At 33.1% G+C, this 17,783-nt stretch carries 11 protein-coding genes; 7 read left to right on the top strand and 4 right to left on the bottom strand.

Features of this window, described 5'->3' with window-relative positions; translation table 11 throughout:
• Positions 1–237: 237 nt before the first annotated feature.
• Positions 238–1,872 (top strand): S8 family peptidase, encoded by a 1,635-nt coding sequence (locus ASD98_RS17650; RefSeq protein ID WP_056206907.1) that lies wholly within the window; start codon positions 238–240, stop codon positions 1,870–1,872.
• Between the two features lie 66 nt (positions 1,873–1,938).
• Positions 1,939–3,819: a M1 family metallopeptidase gene (locus ASD98_RS17645; protein ID WP_056206904.1), complete on the top strand. Its 1,881-nt coding sequence runs from the start codon at positions 1,939–1,941 to the stop codon at positions 3,817–3,819.
• A gap of 68 nt (positions 3,820–3,887) precedes the next feature.
• On the opposite strand, the gene ASD98_RS17640 is transcribed toward ASD98_RS17645, so the two are convergent.
• The 3 genes from ASD98_RS17640 to ASD98_RS17630 all read right to left on the bottom strand — a co-directional run bounded on the left by ASD98_RS17640 (position 3,888) and on the right by ASD98_RS17630 (position 7,547).
• Positions 3,888–5,090, bottom strand: coding sequence for a DUF418 domain-containing protein (locus tag ASD98_RS17640; RefSeq protein WP_056206901.1), 1,203 nt, complete (start codon positions 5,088–5,090; stop codon positions 3,888–3,890).
• A 145-nt stretch (positions 5,091–5,235) separates the two neighbouring features.
• Positions 5,236–6,435: a DUF418 domain-containing protein gene (locus ASD98_RS17635; protein WP_056206899.1), complete on the bottom strand. Its 1,200-nt coding sequence runs from the start codon at positions 6,433–6,435 to the stop codon at positions 5,236–5,238.
• A 173-nt stretch (positions 6,436–6,608) separates the two neighbouring features.
• Complete coding sequence (locus ASD98_RS17630) at positions 6,609–7,547, bottom strand: L-threonine 3-dehydrogenase (protein WP_056206897.1); 939 nt, start codon at positions 7,545–7,547, stop codon at positions 6,609–6,611.
• 307 nt (positions 7,548–7,854) lie between these two features.
• Between ASD98_RS17630 and ASD98_RS17625 the strand changes: the two genes are divergently transcribed.
• The 5 genes from ASD98_RS17625 to dcd all read left to right on the top strand — a co-directional run bounded on the left by ASD98_RS17625 (position 7,855) and on the right by dcd (position 14,255).
• The gene (locus ASD98_RS17625) at positions 7,855–8,463 is read left to right on the top strand and encodes a hypothetical protein (RefSeq protein WP_056206895.1); all 609 of its coding nucleotides are present in this window, start codon (positions 7,855–7,857) and stop codon (positions 8,461–8,463) included.
• Positions 8,456–11,821, top strand: coding sequence for a transcription-repair coupling factor (mfd, locus tag ASD98_RS17620; protein WP_056206893.1), 3,366 nt, complete (start codon positions 8,456–8,458; stop codon positions 11,819–11,821). Before ASD98_RS17625 ends, mfd begins: the two co-directional genes overlap by 8 nt.
• A gap of 442 nt (positions 11,822–12,263) precedes the next feature.
• The gene (locus ASD98_RS17615) at positions 12,264–12,554 is read left to right on the top strand and encodes a hypothetical protein (RefSeq protein ID WP_056206891.1); all 291 of its coding nucleotides are present in this window, start codon (positions 12,264–12,266) and stop codon (positions 12,552–12,554) included.
• A 7-nt stretch (positions 12,555–12,561) separates the two neighbouring features.
• Positions 12,562–13,647 carry a hypothetical protein gene (locus tag ASD98_RS17610; protein ID WP_056206888.1) on the top strand — a complete coding sequence of 362 codons (1,086 nt, stop codon included), beginning with the start codon at positions 12,562–12,564 and terminating at the stop codon, positions 13,645–13,647.
• Positions 13,611–14,255 carry a dCTP deaminase gene (gene dcd, locus ASD98_RS17605; protein ID WP_056206885.1) on the top strand — a complete coding sequence of 215 codons (645 nt, stop codon included), beginning with the start codon at positions 13,611–13,613 and terminating at the stop codon, positions 14,253–14,255. The genes ASD98_RS17610 and dcd overlap by 37 nt, the downstream gene beginning before the upstream one ends.
• A 69-nt stretch (positions 14,256–14,324) precedes the next feature.
• Here the strand turns inward: dcd and ASD98_RS17600 are convergent, their stop codons facing one another.
• Positions 14,325–17,693, bottom strand: coding sequence for an Ig-like domain-containing protein (locus ASD98_RS17600; RefSeq protein WP_056206882.1), 3,369 nt, complete (start codon positions 17,691–17,693; stop codon positions 14,325–14,327).
• Positions 17,694–17,783 lie beyond the last annotated feature (90 nt).

Below are 17,783 nucleotides of genomic sequence, written 5' to 3'. Positions count from 1 at the left end.
ATTTTATTACTGAAAGTCGTATTAAAAAAATAAATTCTACGATTCCAATAGAAGCTTTAATTAAGGACCTTTTATTTAAATAAAATATTGGTAAGTAATAAATGTCTTATCAGAAGGAAATTAATTTTCAAAAAAATTAACCCTAATTTCATAACACAGTGTTAACAGTTAGCTTTTTGTAACAAAAAAGCATAATTTAGACCCCACTTTTAACATTACAATTATAATTCTAGATACATGAGCCATATAAAACCCCTCAAATTATCTGCTTTTGCATTACTTGTTTTAGCAGGTTGCAGCGCTACTTTACAAGCGCAAGTTTCAACTTCTAAAGAATTTATTACAGCGCCTTTAGCAGTTGTAAAAAAAGCTCCGGTCAGTGAAAATGAATTAAAAAGATGGAGTCATCTTGATTTAATAAAAGATTCTATTCCGGGAATGAGTGTTGATAAGGCTTACGCCGAATTACTTCAGGGAAAAACAGGAAAAAAAGTTATTGTAGGAATTGTAGATTCTGGTGTTGATATTGAGCACGAAGATCTTAAAGGAATGATTTGGACTAATCCTAAAGAAATTCCAGGAAACGGAATCGACGATGATAAAAACGGATTTATCGATGATGTTCACGGATGGAATTTCCTTGGAAATGCTGTTGCCGAAAATCTTGAAATGACCCGTATCATTAAAAAGAAAGATGACGGTTCTGCAGAATACAAACAAGCTTTAGAACAATATACAAAAAAATATGAAGAAGCTTTAAAAGACAAAGAGCAAGTAGATTTTTTACTTGATGTTCATGCTACAATCAAAAAAGAGCTTAATAAAACAACATACAAAGTTGAAGATTTAGCAGTAATTACTTCTACAGATCCAAAAGTAGCGAGAAGTAAAATGATCATGACTCAAATTTTTACAAATGCAGGTTCAACTTTTGATCCTGAAGCTGATTTTGAAGAATACAGAGAACAAGTTTACGATCAGTTAAACTACAACTTAAACAAAGAATTTGACGGTAGAAAAGTAGTAGGCGATAATCCGGAAGATATTAAGGACAAACGCTATGGAAATAATATTGTTTTTGGTCCGGATAAAGAAAAAGCACTTCACGGAACTCACGTTGCCGGAATCATTGCGCAAGTTCGAGGCAATAATTTAGGTGGCGACGGAGTAGCAAATAATGTAGAAATCTTAACGGTAAGAGCCGTTCCTGATGGAGATGAATACGATAAAGATATCGCTTTGGCAATTCGTTATGCAGTTGATAATGGAGCAAAAGTAATCAACGGAAGTTTTGGAAAAAGCTTTTCTCCACACAAACAATGGGTTTACGATGCCATTAAATATGCAGCAAAAAAAGATGTTTTAATCGTTCATGCAGCTGGTAATGATGGTTATAATATTGATGAAACTAAAAACATCAATTATCCAAACGATTCTCAGGACAACATCAAAGAATTTGCGGATAATGTTATTACAATTGGTGCAATTAACAAACAATATGGAGAAACTGTTGTGGCAGGATTTTCAAACTTTGGAAAAATAAATGTTGACGTTTTTGCTCCGGGTGAAGAAATTTATGCAACAGTTCCAAACAACAAATACAAATACTTGCAGGGAACTTCAATGGCGTCTCCAAATGCGGCAGGTGTTGCAGCGTTGATTCGTTCTTATTATCCAAAATTAAAAGCTTCTCAGGTTAAGAAAATTTTAATGGATTCTGGTGTTGCACTTCCAGCAGCAGTTGTTCTTGGCGAAAGCAAAAATCCAGATGAAAAACCAGTTGCAGTTTCTTCTGCAGAATCATCAAAAACAGCAAAAATGGTAAATGCTTATAATGCTTTATTAATGGCTGAAAAAATGTCGAAAAAATAAACTATATATAGAATATTAATCCAATGGAAGAGCCGCAGCTCTTCCATTTTCATTATTAAAATTAACATGCGAAAAATTATTTTACTTTCTTTTTTGAGCTTAGGTTTAAACGCTTCTTTTGCCCAAAGTGCCCCATATTGGCAACAGCATGCCGACTATAAAATGGAGGTTTCAATGGATGTAAAAAACTATCAGTATAAAGGAAAACAAGAATTGGTTTATACCAATAATTCTCCTGATACATTAAGAAAAGTGTTTTATCATTTATTCCCAAATGCTTTTCAGCCGGGAAGTGAAATGGACGCTCGTCTGCATTTTATCAAAGATCCTGACGGAAGAATGGTAAATAAAGTAAAAGGTGCCGATGGAAAAGATGTAAAAAAAAGCCGAATTGAAACGCTAAAACCGAATGAAACAGGATATTTAAAAATTTCTGATTTCAAACAAGACGGAATTTCAGCGCAGACAAGAGCTTCAGGAACTGTTTTAGAAGTGATTTTGCCTAAACCAATTCTTCCAAATTCAAAGACTACTTTTACTTTAGGTTTTGATGGACAAGTTCCGGTACAAATTCGTCGTTCTGGAAGAAACAATTCTGAAGGCGTTGAACTTTCAATGTCACAGTGGTACCCAAAATTAGCCGAATTTGATTTTGAAGGATGGCACGCAGATCCATACATAGCAAGAGAATTTCACGGTGTTTGGGGGAATTTTGATGTAAAAATTACAATTGATAAAGAATACACAATTGGAGGTTCTGGATATTTACAAGACAAAAACACAATTGGCCACGGTTATGAAGATGCTGGTGTAACAGTTGTTTATCCTAAAAAAGCGAAAACATTGACTTGGCATTTTATTGCGCCAAACGTTCACGATTTTACCTGGGCAGCAGATAAAGAATACACGCATGATATTGTAAAAGGACCAAATGATGTTGATTTGCATTTCTTCTACAAAAACAATGAAAAAACGACTGCAAACTGGAAACAGTTAGAACCATTAATGGTAAAAGTAATGGATTATTACAACCATAGAGTTGGAGGATATCCGTACAAACAATACTCCTTTATTCAGGGCGGCGACGGCGGAATGGAATATGCAATGTGTACTTTGATGTTAGGAAACGGAACTCTTGAAGGAATTCTGGGAACTGCAACTCACGAATTAGGACACTCTTGGTTCCAGCATATTTTAGCTTCAAACGAATCAAAACACCCTTGGATGGACGAAGGATTTACAACTTACATCGAAGACAGTGCTTTGAATGAATTAAAAGGCGATAAGAAAGAAGCAAATCCGTTTAAAGGAACTTATGCTGCTTATTATAGTTTAGTTAATTCTGGTAAAGAACAGCCGCAGACAACACACGGAGATCGTTACGATGAAAATCGTCCTTACAGTATTTCATCTTATGTAAAAGGATGTATCTTTTTAGCACAATTAGAATATGTAATTGGAAAAGAAAGCCTGGATGCAACTTTAAAAAGATATTTCAACGATTTTAAATTCAAACATCCAACTCCAAACGATATTAAAAGAACTGCAGAAAGAGTTTCTGGAGCAGAATTAGATTGGTATTTAATTGATTGGGCACAAACTGCTAATACAATTGATTACGGAATTAAAGACGTTGCTGATAATTCAGGAAAAACAACAATTACTTTAGAAAGAATTGGAAGAATGCCAATGCCGATTGATTTAAAAGTAGATTACACAGACGGAACTTCTGAAAACTTCTACATTCCGTTAAGAATGATGAATTTCATTAAACCGAATCCAAATCCAAACGAAAAAAGAACAGTTGTAGAAGATTGGGCCTGGGCAATGTCAAACTACAGTTTTACAATTGACAAGAACAAAACAGCAATCAAAAAAATCACAATTGATCCAAGCGGATTAATGGCAGATGTAAAACCTGCAAATAATATTTTTGAAGTGAAATAATTTACTTGATAAAATAATAAAAGCCCTTAAAATTAATTTTTTAAGGGCTTTTCTATTTAATAATAAATCTAAGAAACAGGTTTTATATCCGTAACAATATCGTTTTGTACAGTCTTTTTAAAAGGAAACATTTTTCTGTAACTTAATACTCTCCACAACCATTCAACCGGGCCATAATTGAATTTTGAAAGCCACCATTTGCTTATGAACAACTGAATTGTAAAAACAAAAACAGCCAAGAAAAAGTAAAACCAATAAGGCAGTGTATTGTAAATTTTGAAGCCAATTCCTGAGAAAAGAAAACACGCAATAATATTTTGCATCAGATAATTGGTCAGTGTCATTTTACCGCTCACTCTAAAATAACTAAAAATTGTTTTCAGTTTTCCGCTAGTATACAACAAACAAATTCCAGAAGAAATACAAAGCATCGTATTTATTATGATCCAAAAAACGGGATGAAAAACCGTGAAAATTATTTTCTGCTTAATTGCAATTTCAAAAAGAACACCTGCGATTATGGCCAGAATTAACGTAATTAAAAAAGTTCTTTTTAATAGTTTTTTAAATTCTGGTAAACGATTAAAAAAGTTAATTTTTTGAGCATAAAAACCTAAAAGCATTAGAGCAAACATCACAACATGAACTGTAACAGCATAACCAAGACTAATCATTTCCTGATAATAAGTTCCCAATAAATTAAATTGAAATACATCCAGCCAATTATCAGAATAAAATAGTTTTAAATATTTAGCCGTAGACTGTACATCGGGTAATGTTTGTTTTATCGAATTAATATAAGCGCTAAGAAACGGAACAGATAAAAGAAGTATTCCGCAAGTTATTAAAATTGTTTTTGGAGAACTTCTGTAAAAGAACAAAAGTAACAACCCTAAAAAAGCATAATCTTTTAAGATATCGCCCAGCCAAAAGGCAGAATTTATAAAAGCAAAAAGAAATAGAATAAACATTCTCCAGCAAAAAAAGGAAACTGGGTTTTTGCCTTTTTCAGCCACATTATTAATAAGAACAGCAAATCCGTAGCCAAATAAAATACTTAACAAAGTCCAGGATTTAGCAGAAAAAAAATACAGATTGACATAACTGATAATCTCGGAAAAAATACCTTTTTTCATGATAAAACGCTCTAATCCGATGTAGCGGAAATCAACATAATTTCCTATTGCAACTCCCAATAAAGCCCAGCCTCTTAAAATATCAACAATAGCGGTTCTTTTATCTTCCTGAATGGGCTGAAATGAATTTGTCATAAATAAAAATGGTTTTTTGGTATAAAATGTTTTTGGTTTAATGTATTCAAATGTAAGAAATTAATCAGAAAACCAATTTTTATAACATTATGTGAAATCAAAACAAGAGATAAAAAATCTAGAAATAAATTCAGCATTTCTTGTTTTAGACTGTTCTTACTTCCGAAATAATATCCGATTGAATTTTCTTCTTAAGCGGGAATAATTTTCGATAACTGGCCGATCTCCATAGCCATTCGATTGGGCCATAATTGTATTTTGAAAGCCACCATTTGCTTATAAATAATTGAACAATAAAAATAAAAACCGCTAACGAAAAGTAAAACCAATAAGGCATAGAATCAGCAATTCCTAAACCAATTCCGGAAAAGATAAATGCACCTAAAATATTTTGAGTTATATAATTGGTTAATGTCATTTTTCCGCCGGCACTAAAATAACTGAAGACCGTTTTTAGTCTCTTAGCATTGTAAAGCAAAATAATTCCCGATGCAATAAAAATCATTGTACTTAAAATAAACCAGAAATAAGGATGGAAGAATTTAAGAAATGCAGCTTTATTTTCGGTGGCAAAGTAAAAAACAACACCCAATATAACAGCCATAAACAAACTGCTTATGAGCACATAGATTAAAAGTTTTTTCATTTCTTTTAAACGATTAAAAAAATCTAATTTTTGCAGCATAACCCCAAAAAGCATACAAGACAGCATTACAGTATGTGCTACAATGGCATAACCGGGAGCAATGATTTGCTGGTAAAAATTAGCCAAAAGATTAAATTTAAAGAAGTCCAGCCAGTTTCCGGAATGGTATAGTTTTAAATATTCCGGATTTGTAATAATTGATATTCTTTCAATGTTTAAGCCTTTGATGTAGGCCATTAAAAATGGGACAGCAAGAATAAGAAAAGCAGAAATAAAACCTAATGTTTTTGCTGAACTTTTATAAAAAAACAATAAAATAAGTCCTAAAAAAGCGTAATCTTTTAGGATGTCGCCAAACCAAAAACTAGAATCAATAAAAGCCAAACCAAATAGTAATAGCATTCGCCATGTAAAAAAGGTAAAGGGGTTTTTGCCTTTTGCAGCAACATTATGAATTAAAATGGCAAAGCCATAACCAAATAAAACAGTTAGTAAAGTCCAGGATTTTCCAGCTAAAAAATACTCATCAAAATAGGATAGTATATCAGATAAAAGATTATTCTTGGTTTCGTGCGGAATACCAATGCGCATAAAACCGGAATAATTTCCAATGGCAACACCAAACAAAGCCCAACCGCGAAGAATATCCAAAATAGCAGTTCTTTTGCTTTGTTCAATAGGTTGATAAGAATTTGTCATTTGATTAACGTTTTTGTTGTTATTTGATTGGGGATTTCAGATAATTTCAAAATTATTCTAACACAATCAAAAGTAAGAAAATTATGCAGGTAACAAAATCCTATCATAAAAAAAGCGTGCTATTCTAAAAGTATATCTTTAAAATAGCACGCTTAGTATTGAGTATATTTAGATTAACTCAAATGCTCAATCATATCTTTAGTCATAGATTCCAAATCAAATTTATGGTTCCAGTTCCAGTCTTCTCTTGCAGAAGTATCATCAATACTTGCCGGCCAGCTGTCTGCAATTTTCTGACGGAAATCAGGATTATAGGTAATTTCAAATTCCGGAATATGTTTTTTGATTTCGGCTGCAATTTCAGTTGGGGTAAAACTCATTGCAGCTAAATTGTATGAAGAATGTATTTTAATTTCTTCAGCCGGAGCTTTCATTATATTAATGGTTGCTTCAATGGCATCATCCATATACATCATCGGCATTTTGGTTTCAGATGATAAAAAGCATTCGTATTTTTTATCGGCAATAGCCTTATAAAAAATATCAACTGCATAATCTGTAGTTCCGCCGCCCGGAGGCGTAGACCAGCTTATTAAACCCGGATAACGAATACTTCGAACATCAACGCCATATATATTATGATAATATTCGCACCATCTTTCACCGGCTTGTTTACTAATTCCGTAAACCGTTGAAGGCTCCATAATGGTATATTGCGGGGTGTTTTCTTTTGGAGTTGTCGGTCCAAAAACAGCAATACTTGAAGGCCAGAAAATCTTTTTAATTTTTTTAGCTTTCGCCAAATTTAAAACGTGAAAAAGCGAATTCATATTCAAATCCCATGCAAAAGCCGGATTCTTTTCTGCAGTTGCAGACAAAAGCGCAGCCATTAAATAAACATCCGTAATTTGATGAATTTCAACAAGATGTTCAATTTGATTAAAATCTAAAGCATTCACCACTTCAAAAGGTCCCGAATTGACGACATCAGTATTTAATTTTCGAATATCAGAAGCGATCACATTTTCCGTTCCGTATAATTTACGCAGTTTTTGCGTCAGTTCAGTTCCAATCTGACCACAGGCGCCAATGATTAATATTTTTGGATTCATTTGTTTAGATTTAATGTTGCAAATATAACGTTTTCGCAAATATCAACGTTTTTTCAAACATTAAATTATAAAATTAACAATGATAAAGATTGTTTTTTAGATTATTCACTAAGTCATATTTTATGTGTATAGTTGTTAATAGCCACGAATTCACGAATTTTGTATTTAAAAGTCGGATTCAGATAAATAAAAAATTCGTGAATTTGTGGCTGTCAAAATTATCTGTTAAATTGAAGTTTAAGCAGTGAAAATCACAATTCGTAATTGTAAATTTACTTCGTAACTTTGCACCCTAACATTTTATCAAATGAAATATAAAATAGCGCTGTTTTTACTCTTGATTTTTGTACTTCAATCATGTCAAAATGAGAATGAAAAGCGTCTTGCCGAAAATGCGAAAGAAGCTAAAAAGAATGAAAAAATATTTAACAATATTAATAAAGCCTGGATTTTTATAGATGAACCAATAAATGAGGTTTCTGAACAAAATGTAAAAGGCTGGACAGAGTGGCGTGATTTCTTAAAAGAAATAGGAGACAAGCCGAGAAAAACTATTGGTGCTTTTCAAAAAAAATCAACAGCGATTTCAAAAAAAGCAATTGCTTTAAACAATAATATTCCGTCACAATTTAATCAGCCGCAAATAAAAGCAAGAATTTCCATTTTGATTACTAAAGTCAAAATGATGGATTTATTTATTCATTTAAATCAAATTCCAGATGATAAAGTTGCTTTTTTAATTGGCGAAATCAATAAAGAATTGGTTTCGTTAGAAAGACAAATGGATAAAATTGTTGAGAAAGCCAAAATTCCAAAAGAACAAGGAGAAGCTGATTTCCTTAAAATGTTAGACACAACACGCGCAATCCCAAGTTCTGCGCCTCCACTAGATCAAAATTTACCAAGAGTTGAGTAAAAACGCCTTATATACGATATACGACAATTTGCCAAAAACACAGCAAATTGCGACCAATTTACTGGAAGGAAACCAGATAAAAATGCATCTTAACGGATTGCTGGGATCTGCTGTTTCCTTTGTAATACGCTCTGTTTTTAAGAAAACAGAACTACCTTTTTTGATTGTTTTAGACAATAAAGAAGAAGCTGCGTATTACCTAAACGATCTGGAGCAGATGATTGGCGAACAGGATGTTCTGTTTTATCCCGCTTCATTTCGTCGTCCTTATCAAGTTGATGAAACAGATAATGCGAATGTTTTGCTTCGCGCTGAGGTTTTAAACCGAATAAATTCAAGAAAGAAACCAGCTATCATTGTTACGTATCCCGAAGCACTTTTTGAGAAAGTAGTTACGCGTCAGCAATTAGACAAAAACACTTTAAAAGTAGCTTTAAACGATAAAATTTCGATCGATTTTATCAACGAAGTTTTATTTGAATACGAATTCAAAAGAGTAGATTTTATTACTGAACCGGGAGAATTCTCAGTTCGTGGAGGAATCGTCGATGTATTTTCTTTTTCAAACGATCATCCGTATAGAATAGAGTTTTTTGGAAATGAAGTAGACAGTATCAGAAGTTTTGATGTCGAAACGCAATTATCTGTAGAAACCCATAAAAAAATTACGATTATCCCGAATGTCGAAAACAAGGTATTTCAGGAAAACCGCGAAAGTTTCTTAGATTATATTGCCGAGAAAACAGTCATTTTTATTCAAAATACGGACGGACTTTTTAGTCAGTTAGACAAACAATTTGCAAGAGCCGAAGAAGCTTTTAATAAGCTTTCAGGCGAAATAAAACATGCAACTCCGGAACAATTATTCTTAAATCAGAGTTCGTTTATCAAGCGTGCTTTAGATTTTTCGATAGTAGAATTGGCTTCAAAACCAATTTTCAAAATAACCAAGAAGTTTGAATTTCATTTTCAGCCTCAGCCATCCTTCAATAAACAATTTGATTTATTGCTGAATAATTTGAGCGAAAATCATTTTAACGGATATAAAAATTATTTGTTTTGTTCGAATGAAACGCAGGCAAAACGTTTTCATGATATTTTTGAATCATTGGATGAAGCTAATTCAGAAAATATCAGAAAGCAGTATAATACGATTGTATTGCCTTTGTACCAAGGTTTTATTGATGAAGAAAATCAGATTACGGCTTATACAGATCATCAGATTTTTGAGCGTTATCATAAATTCAATATCAAAAACGGTTATTCTAAAAAGCAAAATATTACTCTGAAAGAATTAACGGCACTTTCGGTTGGTGACTATGTAACGCACATTGATCACGGAATTGGAAAATTTGGAGGCTTGCAGAAAATTCAGGTCGAAGGCAAAACGCAGGAAGCCATAAAATTGGTTTATGCTGATAATGATATTGTGTATGTAAGCATTCACTCGCTTCATAAAATTTCAAAATATAACGGAAAAGACGGAACGCCTCCGAAAATCTATAAATTAGGATCGAACGCCTGGAAAGTTTTAAAACAAAAAACCAAAGCGCGTGTTAAGCATATTGCCTTCAACTTGATTCAGTTGTATGCAAAACGTCGTTTAGAAAAAGGTTTTCAGTTTGCGCCGGACAGCTATTTACAAAACGAATTAGAAAGTTCGTTTATTTATGAAGATACGCCGGATCAAACCAAATCAACACAAGAAGTAAAAGCCGATATGGAAAGCGATCGCCCGATGGATCGTTTGGTCTGTGGTGACGTTGGTTTCGGTAAAACCGAAGTTGCGATTCGTGCTGCTTTTAAAGCTGTAGACAATAGCAAGCAAGTGGCCGTTTTAGTTCCGACAACTATTTTGGCTTATCAGCATTATAGAACTTTTACAGAACGTTTGAAAGATATGCCAGTTTCTGTTGGTTATTTGAACCGATTTAGAACCGCAAAGCAAAAAACGCAGACTTTAAAAGATTTAGCTGAAGGAAAACTGGATATTGTAATTGGAACACATCAATTAGTAAATAAAAATGTAGTTTTTAAAGACCTTGGTTTATTGATTGTTGATGAGGAACAAAAGTTTGGCGTAAACGTAAAAGATAAATTAAAAACGATTGCCGCAAATGTTGATACATTGACCTTAACAGCAACGCCAATTCCGAGAACACTTCAGTTTTCGTTGATGGCAGCGCGTGATTTGTCTGTAATTACAACACCTCCTCCAAATCGTTATCCGATAGAAACAAATGTTGTTGGATTTAATGAAGAAATAATCCGTGATGCGATTTCGTATGAAATTCAAAGAAACGGACAGGTTTTCTTCATCAATAACCGAATCGAAAATATAAAAGAAGTGGCAGGAATGATTCAGCGTTTGGTTCCAAATGCGAGAGTTGGAATTGGTCACGGACAAATGGAAGGCGCGAAACTTGAGGAATTAATGTTAGGTTTCATGAACGGAGATTTTGATGTTTTGGTAGCCACCACAATTATCGAAAGCGGTTTGGACGTACCAAATGCCAACACGATTTTTATCAACAACGCGAATAATTTTGGATTGTCAGATTTGCATCAAATGCGTGGGCGAGTAGGGCGAAGCAACAAAAAAGCATTCTGCTATTTCATCTGTCCGCCGTATTCTTCTATGACTGAAGATGCCAGAAAACGTATTCAGGCTTTGGAACAATTCAGCGAACTCGGAAGCGGTTTCAACATTGCCATGAAAGATCTTGAAATTCGTGGTGCCGGAGATTTATTAGGTGGCGAACAAAGTGGTTTCATTAACGAAATTGGTTTTGATACTTACCAAAAAATCATGAACGAAGCCATCGAAGAATTGAAAGAAAACGAATTCAAAGATTTATATCCGGAAGAAAATAATATTGATACCAAAGAATACGTAAAAGACATTCAAATCGATGCTGATTTTGAGTTGTTGTTCCCAGATGAATACATCAATAATGTCTCAGAACGTTTAGTTTTATACAACGAATTGGGCGCAATAAAAGACGAAGCAGGTTTACAAGAATATGAAAGAAAACTGATCGACCGTTTCGGACCACTGCCAAAACAAGCAACAGCTTTATTAAATAGCATCCGCATAAAATGGATCGCGACAAAAGTCGGAATCGAAAAATTAGTCTTGAAACAAGGCAAAATGATTGGTTATTTCGTCTCAGATCAACAGTCCGATTATTATCAATCTTCGAAGTTCAGAAACGTTTTAACATTTGTACAAAAACATAGTTCACTTTGCAAAATGAAAGAAAAACAAACTGTAAACGGATTACGTTTGTTATTGACTTTTGATAATGTAAAATCAATCAAACGAGCTTTGGAATTGATGGAGTTGTTTGAGGAGTAGATTGAAGTAAAAATAAAAAAGGTTTTCGCTTTTTTGCAATCAAATTGAAACTTGAAAAGTCATAGAACATATGTGTTAAATTGCTAAACATAAATTATTTAAAGTTTTTTTTTAATCACATTTTTGCATTATTAAAAAAATAACTTCACAAATAAAGTATTTCACCGTTAGTTTTGTAATTTTAATAAAAGATGTCTTAAATTTAAACAAATAAATAAATTGGTTTTAAAGCTATTATTAGATCAACTTCTTGAACAAAAATATAGACAAGAAGCAGATTTTGTCGATGAAGTGCGTTTTTAACTAAAAAAAATAACTAAAAAAACATCTTTTTTTAGTTATTAACATTTGTTATTAACAAAAGTTGATATATTTGTATCATTATTTATAATGAATTTTATGTTTAGAGTTCAAAACTATTGATTAAACTAAATAATTCCTTATGTATCTAGCGCAATTAAGTACTCTTCAAACCCAGGCTCCTTTTTATATCAATATAATCGAAAATATTATATCAGGTAAAAGTAATGTTGAAAATAAAAACAACATTGATTCTGCTATTTCAGAAGCCATAGAAGTTGCAAAAGAACAAAAAAATGTTTTTTCAATTAACAATAATCATTATTTCTTTATAACAACCTTGCTATCTAAGTTTAAGGAAGAATTATTGCAGATAGAAAATAATAACTATTCAAATCAAATATATTCTAAAATATTAGATACATTGAAATAGTTGTTAGATGAATTATAAAACAATTGAACTTCAGTTACTTCAACTAGAAGAATCTTTTTCAAAAAGTAGGAGCAACATCTATTCAGATAAGAAAAAGGAAACACATTTCTCAGAGTTATTTAAATTATTTAATTGTATTAAATCAGGTAATTATTCATCATTTACAGACGATGAAATTAATTCTCATTTCCAAATCTTAACTTATATTTTTAAAGGTTTAGAGTTTTTGGATAATAGTACTTTAAATGTTATTCCCTATGAAATAATTTCATGCCTGCAAATAGCTCTTGATGAGTGGATTAAAGAAGATGATTTTATTATAGTAACATCTTTGTCGAATAGAAATTTAGAGTTTTATTTTGAATCAGATGACTTGGAATTTTTCAATAATTTGAATGGCTATATTTATAATTTGTATGGACTACATATTACCAACAGATTAATTAAAATAGTTCTTCCAAAATCATTATCTAGAGATTATTTATCTATAGTCGTATTATATCATGAATTGGGTCACTTTGTTGATACGGAATTGCATATTAGTGATAAGATTATTATAAATAAATATGGAGTTCTACCATATTATACTGAAATACAAATAAAAGAATATAACCATTACAAAGAATTTTTTGCTGATTTATTCGCTGCACAGTATATTAACGATGCATCTAACTTATTTTTAAATTATATTGCATATAATAATTTAGATTCCCATACTCATCCATCAACAAAAAAAAGAATTGAAGTTGTTGATAATTTTTTAAAAGAGATAGATGATACTGAAATAATAGAGATTAATACAGCTCTAATTAATTCAGGAAATGAAAGATTTAAAATTAAACATGAAATAATTCCTTTAAAAAAATCTGATTTTTTAAATTTAATTCCTCAGAAAATAAATAATAATTCAGAATTACATTATCTATTTAAATTAGGGTGGGAATGTTGGAACACATCAGAAACTAATTTTTTGAAAAAATTTAATTCAAGGCAGAAATATCATATTATTAATAATCTTATTGAAAAATCTATTTCAAATTATACTATAAAGAAGAAATGGCAAGAAATATCATCAAGAGAGTTCTTGGATTAGATGATAGGGGAACTTTATCTAAAATTCAAATTGAAGATTTATTAAAAAAGAAGAAGTTAATTATTGAACCTCTTTTAGAAAAAAATCAAATAGGAGAGGTAAGTATAGATTTACGAATTGGAACTGATTTTCTTGCTTTAAACCAAGGTAGACAAGCCTATATTGATACAACTCAAGACAATTTTGAAAAAAGACCAATTAAAAGTCATTTTACAGAAACTAGGAGAAATATTGGGGAAAGTTTTTTACTACATCCTTCACAACCAATTTTATTTTCAACATTAGAGTATTTGAAATTGCCTTCCGATGTTTATGCTATTTTAACCCTTAGAAGTTCATTTAGTAGGCTTGGACTCACGATTTCTACGATTATTCAGCCAGGTTATTGTGGTTGTGCTTCTGTTGAAGTTGTTAACTCAGGAAACACACCGATTAAAATTTTAGCAGGAGCTCGTTTTATACAGGCTCGATTTGTGAAAATTAAAAATGATTCTGAATATTTTAAAGTTCATAGAAAATATACTTGTCAAGTACGACCTATGGCATCTAAAGCTAATGAGGATGAAGAATTGATTAAATTGTTAAATATCAATTCCTCTAAAATATAAAATTTCTGTACAAGAATAAAAAATGGCGTATGAAAATCTCATACGCCATTTAGTTTAATCTAAACAGAATTATTTAACGATCAGTTTTTTAGTTACTTTAAAATCTTTAGACACAATATTTACAATATAAATTCCCGAAGCTAAACGATGATCGATTTTTCCTGAAGTTGAAAGTCTTTGAGATAAAACTGTTCTTCCGTTCATGTCTGAAACTGAAATTGCAGCAGAATCTCCATTTTCTAATTCTGGCAATAAAACATGAAATTCATTATTCGTTGCCGGATTCGGATAAATACCAATTACCTTTTCAGTTTCTGAAACTCCATTAATTGTTATTGCAGATTTCCCTGTTCCAACTGTTGTTGGCTCTAATTGCCATTGAGCACTGTACCAGCCATCTTGCGAATTGCCGTATTGTGCAGAACCTGTTTGGTTTTCAACATGAATAATATTTCCAGACTGCCATCTGTTTCTTAATCTTGTCCATGTTCCATCAATATAATCGCTAGACCATTGTGCACTCCAGAAAGTAGTATCTGTTATATTAGATTGAACAGTTCCTGTTTGGTTTTCAATATTGATTAATTCACCTGTTGCTACATTTTTCAAAACAAAATAAGTCGCATCAATAGCAATTTTTTGCCATTTGTAACTGTTGCCAGAAACCGTAGTTCCGTATCCAACATTTGCTCCGGCATCAGATAAATAAGCACCAGTCCATCTGTTTTTGATCGTGTAATAAGTTCCTGTTGCCGTCGAAACGGTTATTGAAGCTGTACTTGTTTTGCTTCCATCAACAGTTGTAACCGTAATAGTTGCAGTTCCATTTGCAATAGCAGTAACCAAACCTGAACTGTTTACAGTTGCAACAGTTGTGTTGCTTGAACTATAATTCACAGATTTGTTTGTAGCATTTGCAGGAAGGACAGTTGGTGTTAATTGCTGTGTTCCTCCAACTGATAATGAGGCTGAAACCGGACTTAAACTCACACTTGTAACGGCAACATTTGATGCATTTACCGTAACTGCACAAGTCGCAGTTTTTGCGCCATCCTGCGTTGTAACGGTAATTGTTGCAGAACCTGCAGCAACAGCAGTAACCAAACCTGAACTGTTTACAGTTGCAACAGCTGTATTACTTGAACTATAAGTTACCGTTTTATTTGTTGCATTTGAAGGATTAACTGTTGGAGTTAATTGCTGTGTTGCGCCAACTAATAAAGTTGAAGTTGTTGGTGATAAAGTTACGCTTGTAACCGCAACAACAGTTCCCGGATTTGAATCGTACCAAGTCGTATTCATGTACCATCCTGTTTTGTTTCGGCTTAAATCGGCAGTTTGGTTTGTTCCGTCGTTAAAAATTAAATTCGTCGACGTTACATTTGTAAATGTATAACTGTACCATCCGTTTCCTGCATCGGTCATGTTTACGCCAGGCCAGTTTACAGCTACTAAAACTCCTGTTGGCAATGCATTCCAATAATAAATTTTAATTCCTGTTCCCCAATTTGATGGTTTATAGAAATACACCGTAAAATTAGTATTTGGATTTACGGTAATTGTAGCCGAAGCTATTTTATTGCCATCTTGTGTAGTGGCTGTAATAGTTGCTGTTCCGGCAGAAACCGCTGTTACAAGTCCGCTTGAATTTACAGTTGCAATTGCGGTATTACTTGAACTCCAAGTTACATTTTTATTAGTTGCATTTGCTGGCGAAATTGTCGCTGAAAGCTGTTGTGTATTTCCTGCATACAAACTTGCCGTAGTTGGCGAAACCGCTACAGAAGAAACAGGAATTGCAGCGACTGTTACAGCCGAAGTTGCCGTTTTGTTTCCGTCAACTGTTTTTACTGTAATTGTTGTTGTTCCTGCTGCAACAGCTGTAACTAAACCAGATGCATTTACAGTTGCAACAGCTGTATTGCTTGATGTCCATGTTAAGTTTTGGTTTGTTGCATTTGCCGGAGCAATTGTTGCATTTAATTGTTGTGTTGATCCTAAACCAACAGTTACTGTTGTTGGGCTCACAGAAACTCCTGTAACGGCTACAACCGGAGCATTTGTATTAGTTAAAACTAAATATTCATAAGCAGCAAATGTTCTTGTCGCGCCTGTTGTTAAAGTTACTGAAGCGTTATTGTTATATGGATTTACGTAAGTTCCCGCCAAAGCTGCCGGAATTACATACGATTTTGAGGCATTTCTCAAATTCGACATTACGATTACTTTTTCTGTACCTAATATTTTAGTGAAAATGCTGATGTCATCATTGGCATACGTGGTTAAATCACCGCGTCTGATGGCTGCGCTTGTTGTTCTGAAATTTAAGATTTTCGCGAAATCTGCAGCCGCAGTTGGATTTTGTGACCAGTTGAATTTAAAGTTCGTCCAAGGCCAGTCTGTTTTTGGTTCGTAGTCGATTTCCTGTCCGCTCATTAAAAAAGGAACCCCTTTCATATAAGCTGAAACTAAGAAGTTAGCAACGATTCCGTTGTGACTTTTGAATGGAATAATTGGTCTTCTTACGCCATCATCATTTGTGTAAGTATCATGATTTCCAGTATATCTAACTATTTGCTGGTTTCCGGTTGCTTTAGCATATTCATAAGTGGACTGGTCCTGAAGCCTTTGAGAAACAGGCCCTCCATTAGCAATATCATATAAGCCGCTATGAAACCATCTGTCACCATAATTCATGTCGAAACCAACCTGAAAGTTCTCTTGTCTATCTCCTTCGGCTAACATTAATAAATTATGAGAAGAAATACCTCGAAGGTTTGAATTCACTTCAGACCAAAAATCCAAAGGCGGATTATTGGCATAATCGCAACGGTATCCGTCAATATTTGCTGCGAAAATCCAGTAACGCATTGCATCTTTTATAGCCGCTCGTGTAGCTGAACTATTAAGATCAAGGGCTGCAATATCAGAGAAGTTTCCTAATTGCTGAATCGTTGTTCCGGTTCGCTTATAATATTCTGGATGCGAAACGGTCCAGACATTATCCCATGAAGTTCCGTTGATGGCTATATCCAAAATAACGGCCATTCCACGACTGTGAGCTCCATCAACTAAAGCTCTTAAATCCGCAAGAGAACCATATTCTGATCCTACGGCTTTAAAATCTTTAATACAATAAGGTGAAGCCGAACTTCTGGAATCTGTACCATGCGGATAAATTGGCATTAAATAAATAACATTAGTGCCGAGTGCTTTTATATTGTCTAATCGGGCGGTTACTCCGGCTAAATTTCCATTGGCACTAAACGGACGAATATGAACCTGATACATATTTACATCTCGTGTATCTGGTACGCCGGCAAATGGAGTTCCATATTGAGGCGGATCTTGTGCATAAACTGAACTTGCAAATAATAATAGAAAACAGACTAGTGCTTTCGTAATATGAAATAATCTTGTGGTAATTTTGATTTTCATAACAATAGTTTTTTTGCATGCTTGTCAGCATCTCTAACTAAAATTCATTCTCACTCGCATTGTTTTTAAATTTGACAAACATTTTGTGGT

It is taken from the genome of Flavobacterium sp. Root186, assembly GCF_001428525.1.
Lineage (GTDB): Bacteria > Bacteroidota > Bacteroidia > Flavobacteriales > Flavobacteriaceae > Flavobacterium.
This window is presented reverse-complemented; position numbering and strand designations above follow the sequence as displayed.

Coding starts and splice junctions, on each gene's coding strand:
- ASD98_RS17610 (WP_056206888.1), top strand. CDS start 12,562: ATGAATTATAAAACAATTGAACTTCAGTTACTTCAACTAGAAGAATCT.
- ASD98_RS17615 (WP_056206891.1), top strand. CDS start 12,264: ATGTATCTAGCGCAATTAAGTACTCTTCAAACCCAGGCTCCTTTTTAT.
- ASD98_RS17650 (WP_056206907.1), top strand. CDS start 238: ATGAGCCATATAAAACCCCTCAAATTATCTGCTTTTGCATTACTTGTT.
- ASD98_RS17635 (WP_056206899.1), bottom strand. CDS start 6,435: ATGACAAATTCTTATCAACCTATTGAACAAAGCAAAAGAACTGCTATT.
- ASD98_RS17640 (WP_056206901.1), bottom strand. CDS start 5,090: ATGACAAATTCATTTCAGCCCATTCAGGAAGATAAAAGAACCGCTATT.
- ASD98_RS17645 (WP_056206904.1), top strand. CDS start 1,939: ATGCGAAAAATTATTTTACTTTCTTTTTTGAGCTTAGGTTTAAACGCT.
- ASD98_RS17625 (WP_056206895.1), top strand. CDS start 7,855: ATGAAATATAAAATAGCGCTGTTTTTACTCTTGATTTTTGTACTTCAA.
- dcd (WP_056206885.1), top strand. CDS start 13,611: ATGGCAAGAAATATCATCAAGAGAGTTCTTGGATTAGATGATAGGGGA.
- ASD98_RS17600 (WP_056206882.1), bottom strand. CDS start 17,693: ATGAAAATCAAAATTACCACAAGATTATTTCATATTACGAAAGCACTA.
- ASD98_RS17630 (WP_056206897.1), bottom strand. CDS start 7,547: ATGAATCCAAAAATATTAATCATTGGCGCCTGTGGTCAGATTGGAACT.